The organism is Cupriavidus taiwanensis, assembly GCF_900250115.1.
Taxonomy (GTDB): Bacteria; Pseudomonadota; Gammaproteobacteria; order Burkholderiales; family Burkholderiaceae; genus Cupriavidus; species Cupriavidus taiwanensis_B.
In genome coordinates this window covers 1813230-1826793 of record NZ_LT984804.1, presented here as the reverse complement: position 1 = coordinate 1826793, position 13564 = coordinate 1813230, and the positions used below count along the sequence as shown (strand labels likewise).

Sequence of the window (13564 nt, the reverse complement as noted above, 5' to 3'; positions counted from 1 at the left end):
GAACAAGCCAGGCCGCGCGCAGCGGCCCGGCCGGTCAGTCGCCGAGCTCGTGGCCGATCACACCACCCACCACGGCCCCGCCGATGGTGCCGGCGGCACTGCCGTCGGTCAGTTCATGCCCGGCAACCCCGCCGGCTACCGCGCCCGCCGCGGTACAACCGGCCAGCGCCACGCTTGCGCCTACCAGAAGCGCGCCTGCGAGTTTCCACGTGATGGTCTCCTGCCTCGTGGCCGGGCCCGCCGCACGAGGTCTCAGGATGACTTCGCAGCGGCCGCGCCCTGATGCGTCCACTTTAGGCGTGTGACGCGGCTCGGCCCTTCCGTGAAGCGCCGATTGCCCTGTAGGAATCGGACGACGCGAGGGTGGCGCGCCCGTCGCCTCAGCCCTTGCCGCTGTGTTGGCGCAGCCGCTTGATCAGCGACGAGGTGTCGGCGCGGCCACAGCCCATCTGCTGCAGGTCGGCGTAGAACTGGTCCACCAGCGCCGTGACCGGCAGGCTCGCGCCGTTGCGGCGGGCTTCGTCCAGGCACAGGCCAAGGTCCTTGCGCATCCAGTCCACCGCGAAACCGAAGTCGAACTGGTTGTCGATCATGGTCGGGCCGCGGTTCTCGAGCTGCCAGGAACCGGCCGCGCCCTTGCTGATGACATCCAGCACCAGGCGCATGTCCAGGCCCGCGCGCTCGCCGAAGGCGATGGCCTCGGACAGGCCCTGGATCAGGCCCGCGATGCTGATCTGGTTGACCATCTTGGCCAGCTGACCGGCGCCGGATTCGCCGATGCGGGTGACGGCGCGCGCGTAGGCGGCGATGACCGGCTCGGCGCGCGCAAAGGCGTCGGCGTCGCCGCCGCACATGATGGTCAGGATGCCTTTTTCCGCGCCCACTTCGCCGCCGGAGACCGGGCCATCGACAAAGTGCAGCCCGCGCTCGCCGGCCGCGGCATGGAGCTCGCGCGCGACGTTGGCGCTGGCGGTGGTGTGGTCGACGAAGATGCAGCCGCTGGGCGCGCCGAAGAAGGCGCCGTCGCGCCCGGTCAGCACCGCGCGCAGGTCGTCGTCGTTGCCGACGCAGGAGCAGACCACCTGCGCATCGCGCACCGCCTGCGCGGGCGTGGCGGCGGATCTGCCGCCGAAGCGCTCGACCCAGGCCTGCGCCCTGGCGGCGGTGCGGTTATAGACCGTGACCTCGTGGCCTTTGGCGACGAGGTGGCCGGCCATATGGAAACCCATGACGCCCAGTCCGAGGAATGCGACACGCATGCTGCTGCTCCGTTGCTTGTTTGGTGTGTGTAATCGGTGAGGCGCGGTAGCGCGCTTCTCGCGAGTATACGGGCCGGGTGGGGACCCGGACAGATACAGAAGCGCCGGCGCTGTGGCATGACAGCGCGCGGGGCGGCGAAGGCCCTCGCAAGTCACAAGCGGGTCAGAACCCGCCTACGCCAGCATCCGTCCTTGTCCTATCCCGTGCGCCGCGCACGCTGCCTACATTGAACACAGGTTGCACCCCGAAGGAGCCGACTCATGTCATTCGCGCTATATATCATCGGCCTGCTGGTCCTGGTGGGCGGCATTGCCTGGGGCCTGTCGACGGCAGGGCTGGCGCCGGTCTATATCGGCATTGCCTGCCTGATCGTGCTCGGCATCGGCATCATGGCGGCGGTCTCGCGTACCCGCACCAAAGACCCTTCCTGACTCCCCGCCCGGTACCACGCCCTGCGGCTGCGGGCCCGGCGCCACGCCGGGCTCGTCCGCATGGGCGGTCACGCCGCGCAGCGGCGGGCGCACCAGGCTGGCATTCCACGCCTGCTGGATCACCTGGGCGATCTGGTTGAACGCCTGCTTGGAAATCACCGCCTCTTCGCGCATCGCTTCCAGCGACAGCCGGCCCTTGCGCAACGCGAACAGCATCAGCAGGCGCCGCTCCAGCGCCACGGTGTAGGCGCCGAACTTGCCGCGCAGGTCCGCCAGGCCCTCGGCGGCGGCGCGCGAGCGGTCTTCCAGCACGCCGTCGAGCACGGTCGCCATGCGCGCGCCGAACACCGGCGTCAGCATCGAGCGGTTGTAGCGGCGCAGCCGGTCCAGCACGGTCTGGCGGCAGATCAGCAATTCGAAGCGGTCGGCAAGCGCGCGCGCCAGCGGGCGCTCGAGGCCCAGCCGGCGATGCAGGAACAACGCCAGCTTGAAACCCAGGTGGTAGTCCAGGATATGCCGCGCGGCGCGGTTGTAGCCGATGCGGCCGTGCTCGCGCGCCGCGTCGATCATCTGCGCAGTGTTGCGCATCATCGCGTCGAGGTTGGCCACCGAGATCACGCCGTCGCCGTATTCGGGGATCAGCTCGCGCTCGCGCGTGGCCAGCGTGACCAGGCCGATGCTGAGGCGGTCGCGCTCGGACAGGGCGGTGTCGAAGTCGAATTCCGCCGAGCCCAGCTCGATGCCGTGGCGGTACTTCTGCGCCGCCTCGCGCGCGATCGCCGGGGGCAGGTCGAACGAGTCGGCCACGCGCGCCATCATGGCTTCCACTTCTTCGGTGGACAGGCGGATCGCCTGCAGCTGCAGCGCGCGTTCCTGCGGCGAAAGCTGGTCCAGCCCGAGCCGGTGGATCAGCGCGCGCAGCGTGGTGCCGTTGAGCAGCAGGCTGACCAGCACGAAGCCGGTGGCCAGGATGGCGACAAAATGCCGCAAGTCATAGGGCAGGGCGCTGTTCTCGGCGATGCCCAGCGCCAGCACCAGCGTCACCGCGCCGCGCAGGCCGCCCCATGCGATCGCCAGCTTGAAGGCGCCGTCGATAGGCGCGCTCAGCCGCAGCCACGACAGCACCGGCAGCAGCCCGAACAGCGTCACCAGGCGCGCCGCCAGCGCCGCGAGCACCAGCGCCAGCAGCAGCCAGCCATGATGCCCGGTCACGCCCGCCAGCATCGACGGCACCCGCACCGCGGCGAGCAGGAACACCACGGCGCCGGCGATGCCGGCGAACTGCTCCCACATCATGCGCAGGTGGCGCCAGTTGGGCGGCGCCAGCCGTGTCGGACCCAGCGCGCTGACGGTCAGGCCGGCGCACACCACCGCGACCACGCCGGACACGCCCAGCAGTTGCTCGGCCAGCAGGTAGAGCGGGTAGGGCAGCGCCAGCGTCAGCGCGCTTTCCGCCATGGCCAGGCCGGCCAGCCGCGGCAGCAGGTCGGACACCAGCCGCCCGGCCAGCGCGCCGCACAGCACCCCGCCGACAAAGGCCCAGGCCAGCTCGCGCAGGCCCGCCGCCAGCGTTGCCTGCGCGCCGTGCCCGGTCAGCATCGCCACCAGCACGCCGACGATGGCGATGGCGGCGGCATCGTTGAGCAGGCTTTCGCCCTCCACCAGCCGGATCAGCCGCGACGGCGCGCCGACGTCGCGGAAGATCGCGATCACCGCGGCGGGGTCGGTGGTGGCCACCACCGCGCCCAGCAGCAGGCACACCGTCAGCGGCATGCCGCTGGCCGCCGCGGTGGCGACGCCGATGACACCGGTGGCCACCACCACGGCGACCACCGCCAGCAGCAGGATCGGCGCCGCGTCGGGCAGCATGCCGCGCACGTCGGCGGTCAGCGCGGCGTGGAACAGCAGCGGCGGCAGGAAGATCCACAGGTAGGCCTCGGGCGGCAAGGCCGGGTCGATCAGCGGATGCAGGAAATGCCAGGCGAAGTCCGGGAGGGCGGCGTCGATCGCCACATAGCCGGCGCCGATGGCGATGCCGATCGCCGACAGCAGCGTCGATTCCGGCAGCACCAGCCGTGCCGCGGCCACCTGCACCATGGCGACGATGGCCAGCAGCGCGCCGGCCAGGATCAGGATATCGACGATGATGCTCATGCGCCGGCCTCCGGGGCCCCATTTGACATCGGCGGGCTTGCCAGGCGCGCGCGCACCGCCGCCGCCAGTTCCGCCGCCGCCGGGGACAGGCTGCGGTTGCGCGCGGTGACCAGCCCGATCGAGCGCTCGGTCACCGGCCCGGTCAGCAGCCGCTCGACAATGCCGGGCTGGCGCACCGTGCCGGCGGCGATCTCGGGCAGCGCGGCCACGCCGAAGCCGCATTCGACCATGGCCGCGATGGTGGCCAGGCGTTCGGCCTCGAACACCGGCTGGAAGCGGATGCGGTTCTGCAGGAAGGCCCATTCCGCGTACTGGCGCACGCTGCTGGGATGGGTCATCGACACATGCGGCGCGGCGGCGGTATCGGCCCAGCGCAGCGGGCCCGGGCGGCGCGCCAGCGGGTGCGCCGACGGGATCAGCAGCACGAAGCGGTCCGACAGCAGCGGCTCGTACTGCAGGTCGGCCTGCTGCGGGTTGGCGGCGGTCAGCGCAAAATCCACCTCGCCGGCGCGCACCAGGTCGAAGGCCGGCCCGGACAGCGTGTCGAACACCTTCAGCGCCACCTCGGGGCGGGCCTGGTGGTAGGCCATCAGCACCCGCGGCAGCACCCGCGCCGCCAGCGACGGCAGCGCGGCCACTGCCACCTGGCCGCGCTCGGCGCTGGCGATGCCGGTGACGGCGTCGATGGCGCCGCGGAACGCGGCCTGCAGCAGCGCGGCCTGCTGCATGAACACCTCGCCCGCCGCGGTCAGGCGCACGGTGCGGGTGGTGCGGTCGAACAGGCGCACGCCCAGCGATTCCTCGATGCGCAGGATCTGCGTCGACAGCGCGGATTGCGACAGGTGCAGCTGGCTGGCGGCCTGGCGGAAGTTCAGCGTGCGGCCCAGCACCAGCGTGGTTTCGATGTCTCGCATCGACAGGTTGATGTTCATGGGGGCAGCGGCCCGGCGGCATGCGCGACAGGACCATCGAGTCGATTGATCTGGTTTGACGATCATTTTATCCAGAGAATCGACTTCTTCAATCAAAGCGGGTTCTCTACACTGGCGGGAAGCCAGGAGACACCATGCCAAACACCACTCCCGCCTCGACCCCGGCCAACCTGAGCCGGCCGGGCAGCGCCCACGCCGTGGTGGTGGGCGGCGGCACCATGGGCGCCGATGTCGCCGTGGTGCTGACCCGCGCGCTGTGCCGCACCACCATCGTCGAGCCCGATGCCGGCCGCTCCGCCGCGCTGCCCGGCCGCGTGCGCGCCAACCTCGCCGCGATCGGCCGCGAAGCGGGCGCCGAACGCCTCGCGGTGGCCGCGACGCTCGACGCCGTGGACTGGGCATCGGTCGACCTGGTGATCGAATGCATTCCCGAGGACCTGGCGCTGAAGCAGGCGCTGTTCGCGGAGCTGGTGGCGCATGCGCGCCCGCACACGCTGCTCGCCAGCAACAGCTCCAGCTTTCCGATCAGCGCGATCGGCGCCGGCCTGGACACGCGGGCGCGCATGCTCGGCCTGCACTTCTTCATGCCGGCGCACCTGGTGCCGCTGGTCGAGGTGGTCCTGGGCGAGGCCAGCGACGCGGGCCATGCCGACGCGCTGGCCGCGTTCATGCGCCGCTGCGGCATGGTGCCGGTGAAGGTGCGCAAGGACCTGCCCGGCTTCCTCGCCAACCGGCTGCAGCATGCACTGTCGCGCGAGGCCTTCAGCCTGATCGACCGCGGCATTGCCTCGCCCGAGGACGTCGATGCGGCGGTGCGCTTCGGCTTTGGCTTTCGTTTTCTGGCGGCGGGACCGGTGCTGCAGCGCGACCACGCCGGCATCGACGTGCATGCGGCGGCCGGTGCCACCATGTACCCGACCTTCTGCAACGACGACCATCCCGCGCGCTGCCTGTCCGAGCGCGCTGCCGACGGCCGCCACGGCATGAAGCGCGGCGAGGGCTTCTACGCCTGGACGCCCGAAACCATCGCCGCCGAGCGCGCGCGCTATGACTACCTGCTGCGCGCCGGCCTGGCGCTGATCGCGCCCGAACTGCCCGAGATCCAGCCATGACCGACACCCCATCCCAGGCCGCCATGCAGCCGGTCCCGCACCGCGCAGCCCTGGCCGACTCGCCGCTGATCGTCACGGTGGCGCCTAACGGCGCCTACAAGCGCGCCAGCGACCATCCCGCGGTGCCGCTGACCGCGGCGGCGCTGGCGGCGGAAGCGCGTGCCTGCCTCGACGCCGGCGCCGCCATGATGCATATGCATGTGCGCGATGCCGAGGGGCGCCATTCGCTCGATGTGCAGACCTACCGCGACGCGCTGGCGGCGGTCAGGCAGGCGGTCGGTGACGCGCTGCTGGTGCAGGTGACCAGCGAGGCCGCCGGCCTGTACCAGGCTGCCGCGCAGATGGCGATGGTGCGCGCGCTGCGGCCCGAGGCGGTTTCGGTCGGGCTGCGTGAAGTCGCGGTGCCGGAGATTGCCGACAGCGAGCTGGCGGCATTCTTCGCCTGGCTGGCGCGCGAACGCGTGATGACGCAGGTGATCCTGTATGACGCCGCCGACGTGCGCCGCTGGCAGCGCATGCGCGAGCGCGGCATGGTGCCGCCGGGCGCGTGGTCGGTGCTGTATGTGCTGGGACGGTATGCGGCGGGGCAGGTGTCGTCGCCGCACGACCTGCTGCCGTTCCTGCAGGCCGCGGCCGAAGGCGGCGAGGCGCTGCCGTGGGCCATCTGCGCGTTCGGGCGCGAGGAGAATGCCTGCGTGACCGCGGCCGCCGCGTTCGGCGGCCATGTGCGGGTGGGCTTCGAGAACAACCTGCTGTTGCGCGACGGCAGCCTTGCGCCCGGCAACCATGCGCTGGTGGCGCAGGCGGTGCAGGGCGGGCTGACGCTGGGCCGGCCGATCGCGGATGCGGCCGATGCGCGCCGGATCTACGGCGAGGTGCGCTGAGCAGGCCGCGCCGCGCGGCGCGCTAAAGAGGCCGTCAGAGGCCGTCAGGCGCCGTCGCTGAAGCTGTCGCGCGGGCCGTTGGGGTTGTGGGCACCGTCGCCGAAGGGGTTGCGCGCACCGGTCGCGGTGTGTGCGCCGTCGCCAAAGCTGCTGCGGGTACCGGTGGCGGCGTTGGCACCGTCGGTGAACGGGCTGCGCGTGCTGGTAACGCTGTGCGCGCCGTCGCTGAACGGATCGACGCTGCGTGGCGCGGCCTGCGCGGCGCCGGCAATGCCGGCAATAAGGGCGGTGGCGACAAAGACTTGCCTGAGTGCATGCATGGATCGCTTCTCCGTGAGGTTGCCGGCCCGGAATGGGCGGCGGTGTGGCTAGTCTAGGGGGCGGCCGCCCACACGAGCATGACCGCCACATGACAATGCCGTCATCCCACGGGCAGTAGCCGGCACCGCATGCACGCCGGAGAAGCTGCCGCCGGGCAAAGGCTGTAGAATCATGGCTGTCCGACCGGCCTGTGGTTCCATCGCCGGTTTTTCATTGCCCGCGGAAATGCAGCGGGCCTCTCACAAGAGTCATGTCCGAGTCTGATTCAGCCAAACTCGCTGCGGTGGCGTGGATCCGCGAGCAAATGGACCGTCATGCCCTGACCTTCGACGACCTCGTCGAGGCCGGGTGCTTTGACAAGGTTGCGACGGCATCGTCGGGCGCCGAAGAACCCGCGCCGTCGCCGGCCACCGGCGCGGCGCCGAAACCCGCGGGCGCGCGCCCGCTGTACCGCAATGCCATGGGCCAGAGCTGGGACGGGCAGGGCGAGTATCCTGACTGGCTGCAGCGGGCCGTCAACGCCGGGCAGTCGATCGAGTTCTTCCGCGTCGATTAAGTCGCTGCGAGGTTCCCGCCAAGTCCCTTAAACCCCCTTGAATCCCTGCCGCGCGCCGCGCTCAGCAGTGCGGCGGCAGCAGCCGCAGCACCGGCAGCATCGGCACGATGCCGGTGAATGCCGCCGGCGTGGCCATGGGCGCCACGTGAGCGCGGTGCACGAAGACCTCGGCAGGCAGCTCGCGCAGCACGTTGGCGGCCGCGCCACGCTGCGGGGCGGTGCCCGCGTCAGGGTCCGGCGTGGCCTCCGGCGCGCCCAGCTGCAACGGCTCGCCGGCGCCGGCCGGCTCGGCCATCACGCGCACCGCGCCCCCGCAACCCGGGTCGCCGGCGCCATCCAGCGACGCTTCCGCGGCCAGCTTGGCCGCGACATGGCGGTCCGGCAGGGACAGGCCGGCCGCCTGCACCGCGCCGCACATGCGGGTGTCACCCGCCGCGATGGCCGCAGCGGGCAGCGCAAGCAGGGCAAGAGATAGCAACAAGGAGCTAGGCAGGCGTTTCATCGCAGGGAAACCGGCAGAATGGGAGACGATGCGCGCGGGCCAGTCGTGCGCACGGGAGGTGAGCGCGCATTCTACCGGGGATTGGCAAGGCCATGCCGTGGCAATGCGTTGGCATGGCGATGACATTTCTGCAATCTTTACCCATTTGCCGCCATCCTCGGCTAGCGTTACGCCATGGCGGCACGGGGCCGCCCGAAAGTGATCGAATCATGCGTATCCTGATTGTCGAGGACGAACCCAAGGCCGGCGACTACCTGCACAAGGGCCTGACCGAATCCGGCTTCGTGGTGGACCTGGCGCGCGACGGCGCGGACGGCCTGGCCCACGCGCGCGAGCATCCTTATGACCTGATCGTGCTGGACGTGATGCTGCCCGGCCTGGACGGCTGGGAGGTGCTGCGCGAACTGCGCCGCGAGCGCGACACGCCGGTGCTGTTCCTGACCGCGCGCGACGAGCTGTCGGACCGCCTCAAGGGCCTCGAGCTCGGCGCCGACGACTACATGGTCAAGCCCTTTGCCTTTGCCGAGCTGGTGCTGCGCATCCGCACCATCCTGCGCCGCGGCCCGCTGCGCGAGAGCGAATTCATCGAAGTGGCCGACCTGCAGATCGATGCCATCCGCCGCCGCGTGGTGCGCGCCGGGCAGAAGATCGACCTGACCTCGAAGGAGTTCGCGCTGCTGTACCTGCTGGCGCGCCGGCGCGGCGAGGTGCTGTCGCGCTCGCTGATCGCCTCGCAGGTGTGGGATGTCAATTTCGACAGCAACACCAATGTGGTCGACGTGTCGATCCGGCGCCTGCGCGCCAAGGTCGACGACCCGTTCCCGCGCAAGCTGATCCATACGCGCCGCGGCATGGGCTACGTGCTGGACGACGGCGATGACCGGGTGCAAGACGCATGATGCGGCTGCCGTCTTCGCTCACCACGCGGCTGGCGCTGGCCTACGGGCTGGCCACCGCGGCGATCCTGGCCAGCGTGGCGGCGTACCTGTCGAGCGCACTCTCGGCCCAGCTGGAAGGACGCGATGAAAGCGAGCTGGTGGGCGAGGTGCTGCTGGTGCGCCACCTGCTGCGCGAGGTGCGCAGCGAAGCCGAGATCCGCGCCGATACCCACCGCTTTGCCGATATCGCGATGGGCCACGAGGGCCTGATCCTGGTGGTGCGCACGCGCCAGGGCGAGCCGCTGGTGACGCTGAACCCGCGCAACGAGACCGTACCGCCGCTGCGCGTGCTGCCGGCCACCACGCAGCCCGAGAAGGGCATGCTGCAGACCTGGCGGCCAAAGAACGGCGTGCCCTCGCGCGGCATTGCCGCGCTGGGCCAGCTGGGCGACTCGGACAAGGCCGTGGAGATCGTGGTGCTGCGCGATGCCGGCTATCGCGTGGCGCTGATCCGCGAGTATCGCCACCAGCTGCTGTGGGCCACGCTGTGCGGCGCCGCGGTGGCGGCCGGGCTGGGCTTTGCGCTGGCGCGGCGCGCGCTGCGGCCGCTGCGGCGCATGGCCGCCGACGCCGCCGCGGTGACCACCAGCCGCCTTGCCACGCGGCTCGACGTGGGCAGTGCGCCGGCAGAGCTGCGCGAGCTGGCGGCCGCGCTCAACGACATGCTGGCGCGCCTGCAGGACAGCTTTTCGCGGCTGTCCGAGTTCTCGGCCGACCTCGCGCATGACTTTCGCACGCCCATCAGCAACCTGATCGGCCAGACCCAGGTCACGCTGGCGCAAAGCCGCAAGATCGCCGAGTATGAGGCGCTGCTCGAGTCCAACCTGGAGGAATACGAGCGCCTGGCGCGCATGATCGAGAACATGCTGTTCCTGGCGCGCGCCGACCATGCGCAGGTGGCGCTGGACGTGCGCACGCTGGACGCGCGCGAAGAGCTCGACAAGATGGCCGAGTACTTCGAAGCCGTGGCGGCCGACCGCGAAGTCGTGCTGACGGTTTCCGGCTCGGCCCCGGTAGAGGCCGACCAGACGCTGCTGCGGCGCGCCGTGACCAACCTGCTCGACAACGCGCTGCGCCATGCCCCGGCGGGCAGCACGGTGCGGGTCGACGTCGCGCGCGCGCCGGCCGCCGCGGGCACCGGTGCGGCTGCGGGCCCGGGCACGGGCACCAGCATCCGCGTCAGCAACCCGGGTCCGGCGATCCCGCCGGAGACGCTGCCGCATATCTTCGGCCGCTTCTACCGCGCCGATCCGTCGCGGCGCAACTCGGCGGCGTCGACCGGGCTGGGGCTGGCCATCGTCGACACCATCATGCGGCTGCACGGCGGCGGCGTGACGGTGCGCAGCGTCGACGGACTGACCGTGTTCACGCTGCAGTTCCCGGCCGAGCCGCTGCCGCTGCCTGCCGCCCCCGCCGCCGTATCCTGAGTCCGCTCTTGCACTGGCCGGGCGCGCGCGGATAATGGCGCGCGTGCCGGCCGCGTCGCCGCGGCGCGACCGGCAGTTCCCTGTCATGCAACGATGGACAACCAGGAGAGCAACATGCAGGTGCAACCCTATCTGGACTTCGGCGGCCGCTTCGACGAGGCGGTGGCCTTTTACGGCAAGGTGCTGGGGGCGCAGGTCACGTTTGCGATGCGCTACAAGGAAGCGCCGCAGGACCCGGGCATGGCGGTGCCCGACGACTGGAAGGACAAGGTGATGCACGCCAATCTCCAGATCGGCGAGAACCAGGTAATGGCCTCCGACGGCCGTCCCGGCGAGCGTCCGGCATTCAGCGGCTTCAGCCTGTCGGTGGGCGGGGTCAGCCGCGACCAGGGCCAGCGCATCTTCGATGGCCTGAGCGAAGGCGGCCAGGTGGTGGTGCCGTACCAGAAGACCTTCTGGGCCGAAGGCTTCGGCATGCTGGTGGACCGCTTCGGCATGTCGTGGATGGTCAACTGCGAGCACTAGCGGCCCGCCGCGGCATGGGCGGCATCACCCCGGCCATGCCGCTTGACTCTGTAGCCACTACAGGGTCTTCAATGTCATCAGGTCAAACCAGCGCGAACAACAAGACATGGCTCGCACGTCACCTGAAGACGCTCTTCCACACGATCACGCCGTCCAGCACGATGGGCCGCATGGGGCCTGCCAGGCGCATCACCACGGTCACCACGGCCACGCCCATGCCCATGCCCACGCCGCTGAAGCGGCGCCGGCCGCTTGTTGCGGCGGCGGGTGCGCTTCCACCGTCGCGCTGACAGCGCCGGCACCGGTCGAGGTACCGGCCGGCGCCAGCACGGCTGCCTGGCGCATCGACGCCATGGATTGCCCCACCGAGGAAACGCTGATCCGCAACAAGCTGGGGGGCATGGCCGGCATCGCCGCGCTCGAATTCAACCTGATCCAGCGCGTGCTGACGGTGCACCACACCCTGCCGTCGGCGGAGCCGGTGGCCCGCGCCATCGAAAGCCTGGGCATGCGGCCGGTCCCGCTCAGCGCCGAAGCCGCACAGCAGGTGATGCCCGAAACCGCCGCGCGCAAGCCGTGGTGGCCACTGGCGCTGGCCGGTGTCGCCGCGCTGGGGGCCGAGGCCACGGAATGGCTGGGCCTGGGGTTGCCGTGGCTGCCGGCGGTGCTGGCGCTCGCCGCGGTGGCGCTGGGCGGGCTTACCACCTACCGCAAGGGCTGGATCGCCCTGCGCAACGGCAACCTGAACATCAACGCGCTGATGAGCATTGCCGTGACCGGCGCGCTGCTGCTGCGCCAGTGGCCGGAAGCGGCGATGGTCATGGTGCTGTTCGCGCTGGCCGAGCGCATCGAGGCGGCGTCGCTGGACCGCGCCCGCAATGCCATCCGCGGCCTGATGGCGATGGCGCCGGAGCGGGCCACGGTGCGGCGTGCCGATGGCAGCTGGGACACCGTGCCGGCCGCCGGGGTGGCCGTCGGCACGCTGGTGCGGCTGCGCCCGGGCGAGCGCGTGGCGCTCGACGGCAAGGTCGTGCGCGGACAGTCGGCGCTGGACCAGGCGCCCATCACCGGCGAAAGCGTGCCGGTCGACAAGGCCGAAGGCGATGCGCTCTACGCGGGCTCGATCAACCAGTCCGGTGAACTGGAATACATCGTGAGCGCGCCCGCCAGCGACTCGACACTGGCGCGCATCATCCACGCGGTGGAGGCCGCGCAGGGCAGCCGCGCCCCCACGCAGCGCTTTGTCGACCAGTTCGCGCGCATCTACACGCCCACGGTGTTCGCGATCGCGCTGGCAGTGGCGGTGGTGCCGCCACTGCTGGCGGGCGGCGGCTGGGTGGACTGGATCTACAAGGCGCTGGTGCTGCTGGTGATCGCGTGCCCGTGCGCGCTGGTGATCTCCACTCCCGTCACCATCGTCAGCGGGCTGGCCGCGGCCGCGCGGCGCGGCATCCTGGTCAAGGGCGGGGTCTACCTGGAGCAGGGCCGCGAGCTGGCCTGGGTGGCGCTGGACAAGACCGGCACCATCACCCACGGCAAGCCCGCGCAGACCGACCACGCGCTGCTTGCCGACGATGTGCCGCACGCGCGCGCCATTGCCGCCAGCCTGGCGGCGCGCTCCGACCATCCGGTCTCGCGTGCGGTGGCCGCGGCGGCGCAGGCCGACGGCATCGCCACGCTGCCGGTGGAGGCGTTCGAGGCGCTGGCGGGGCGCGGCACGCGCGGCACGGTGCAGGGCGTCGAATACCGGCTCGGCAACCACCGCCTGGTGCATGAGCTGGGCGCGTGCTCGCCGGCGCTGGAAGCACGGCTGGAAGCACTGGAGCGCGAGGGCAAGACCGTGGTGCTGCTGGCGCGGGTCGACGGCCGGGGCGCGGCCACCGCGCTGGCGTTGTTCGCGGTCGCCGACACCGTGCGCGACACCAGCCGCCAGGCGATTGCCGAGCTGCATGCGCTGGGCGTCAAGACGCTGATGCTGTCCGGCGACAACCCGCACACGGCAGAGGCGATCGCGGCGCAGGTCGGCATCGACGAGGCCCGCGGCAATCAGCTGCCGCAGGACAAGGCCGATGCCATCGCCGAGCTGGCCGACGCGGCCCATGCCCGCGGCGGCCGCATCGGCATGGTCGGCGACGGCATCAACGACGCCCCGGCGCTGGCGCGTGCCGACGTCGGCTTCGCCATGGGCGCCGCGGGCACCGACACCGCGATCGAAACCGCCGACGTGGCGCTGATGGACGACGACCTGCGCAAGATCCCGGCCTTCGTCCGGCTGTCGCGCCGCACCGCCAGCATCCTCAGGCAGAACATCGCGCTGGCGCTGGGCATCAAGGCGGTGTTCCTGGTGCTGACGGTGCTGGGGATGGGGACGATGTGGATGGCAGTGTTCGCCGACATGGGGGCGAGTCTGCTGGTGGTGTTCAATGGGCTGCGGGTGGGGGCTCGGCGCGTTGATTATTGCTGAGGGTTTGCTCCCCTCTCCCGCTTGCGGGAGATGGGAGCAAACACCCGGTTGGTGGCAC

At 71.1% G+C, this 13564-nt stretch carries 13 protein-coding genes; 7 read left to right on the top strand and 6 right to left on the bottom strand.

Annotated elements, in window-relative coordinates; translation table 11 throughout:
- Nucleotides 1-34: 34 nt before the first annotated feature.
- From CBM2586_RS24955 to CBM2586_RS24940, 4 genes are all read right to left on the bottom strand, one after another.
- Nucleotides 35-214, bottom strand: coding sequence for a glycine zipper 2TM domain-containing protein (locus CBM2586_RS24955; RefSeq protein WP_115691469.1), 180 nt, complete (start codon nucleotides 212-214; stop codon nucleotides 35-37).
- 166 nt (nucleotides 215-380) lie between these two features.
- Nucleotides 381-1259: an NAD(P)-dependent oxidoreductase gene (locus CBM2586_RS24950; protein ID WP_115690454.1), complete on the bottom strand. Its 879-nt coding sequence runs from the start codon at nucleotides 1257-1259 to the stop codon at nucleotides 381-383.
- A 273-nt stretch (nucleotides 1260-1532) separates the two neighbouring features.
- On the bottom strand, nucleotides 1533-3845 hold the full coding sequence (locus CBM2586_RS24945; RefSeq protein WP_115690452.1) for a cation:proton antiporter: 2313 nt from the start codon (nucleotides 3843-3845) through the stop codon (nucleotides 1533-1535).
- The gene (locus CBM2586_RS24940; RefSeq protein ID WP_115690450.1) at nucleotides 3842-4777 is read right to left on the bottom strand and encodes a LysR family transcriptional regulator; all 936 of its coding nucleotides are present in this window, start codon (nucleotides 4775-4777) and stop codon (nucleotides 3842-3844) included. The genes CBM2586_RS24945 and CBM2586_RS24940 overlap by 4 nt, the downstream gene beginning before the upstream one ends.
- A gap of 134 nt (nucleotides 4778-4911) precedes the next feature.
- On the opposite strand from CBM2586_RS24940, the gene CBM2586_RS24935 reads away from it, so the two are divergent.
- Nucleotides 4912-5889 carry a 3-hydroxyacyl-CoA dehydrogenase family protein gene (locus CBM2586_RS24935; protein ID WP_115690448.1) on the top strand — a complete coding sequence of 326 codons (978 nt, stop codon included), beginning with the start codon at nucleotides 4912-4914 and terminating at the stop codon, nucleotides 5887-5889.
- The gene (locus tag CBM2586_RS24930; RefSeq protein ID WP_172587121.1) at nucleotides 5886-6773 is read left to right on the top strand and encodes a 3-keto-5-aminohexanoate cleavage protein; all 888 of its coding nucleotides are present in this window, start codon (nucleotides 5886-5888) and stop codon (nucleotides 6771-6773) included. Before CBM2586_RS24935 ends, CBM2586_RS24930 begins: the two co-directional genes overlap by 4 nt.
- A 44-nt stretch (nucleotides 6774-6817) precedes the next feature.
- Here CBM2586_RS24930 and CBM2586_RS24925 read toward each other — a convergent pair whose 3' ends face one another.
- On the bottom strand, nucleotides 6818-7093 hold the full coding sequence (locus tag CBM2586_RS24925) for a hydroxyquinol 1,2-dioxygenase (RefSeq protein ID WP_115690446.1): 276 nt from the start codon (nucleotides 7091-7093) through the stop codon (nucleotides 6818-6820).
- Nucleotides 7094-7398: 305 nt separating this feature from the next.
- Here CBM2586_RS24925 and CBM2586_RS24920 point away from each other — a divergent pair, with 305 nt between their 5' ends.
- Complete coding sequence (locus CBM2586_RS24920) at nucleotides 7399-7650, top strand: H-NS family nucleoid-associated regulatory protein (protein ID WP_373424270.1); 252 nt, start codon at nucleotides 7399-7401, stop codon at nucleotides 7648-7650.
- Between the two features lie 61 nt (nucleotides 7651-7711).
- Here the strand turns inward: CBM2586_RS24920 and CBM2586_RS24915 are convergent, their stop codons facing one another.
- Complete coding sequence (locus tag CBM2586_RS24915) at nucleotides 7712-8152, bottom strand: hypothetical protein (RefSeq protein ID WP_172587120.1); 441 nt, start codon at nucleotides 8150-8152, stop codon at nucleotides 7712-7714.
- A 209-nt stretch (nucleotides 8153-8361) separates the two neighbouring features.
- Between CBM2586_RS24915 and CBM2586_RS24910 the strand changes: the two genes are divergently transcribed.
- From CBM2586_RS24910 to CBM2586_RS24895, 4 genes are all read left to right on the top strand, one after another.
- Entirely contained in the window at nucleotides 8362-9051 is a 690-nt protein-coding gene (locus tag CBM2586_RS24910) for a heavy metal response regulator transcription factor (RefSeq protein WP_012356271.1), read from the top strand.
- Nucleotides 9048-10517 (top strand): heavy metal sensor histidine kinase, encoded by a 1470-nt coding sequence (locus CBM2586_RS24905; protein WP_115690442.1) that lies wholly within the window; start codon nucleotides 9048-9050, stop codon nucleotides 10515-10517. Before CBM2586_RS24910 ends, CBM2586_RS24905 begins: the two co-directional genes overlap by 4 nt.
- 114 nt (nucleotides 10518-10631) lie before the next feature.
- Complete coding sequence (locus CBM2586_RS24900; protein WP_115691465.1) at nucleotides 10632-11042, top strand: VOC family protein; 411 nt, start codon at nucleotides 10632-10634, stop codon at nucleotides 11040-11042.
- Nucleotides 11043-11394: 352 nt separating this feature from the next.
- Nucleotides 11395-13506, top strand: coding sequence for a heavy metal translocating P-type ATPase (locus CBM2586_RS24895; RefSeq protein ID WP_373424269.1), 2112 nt, complete (start codon nucleotides 11395-11397; stop codon nucleotides 13504-13506).
- Nucleotides 13507-13564 lie beyond the last annotated feature (58 nt).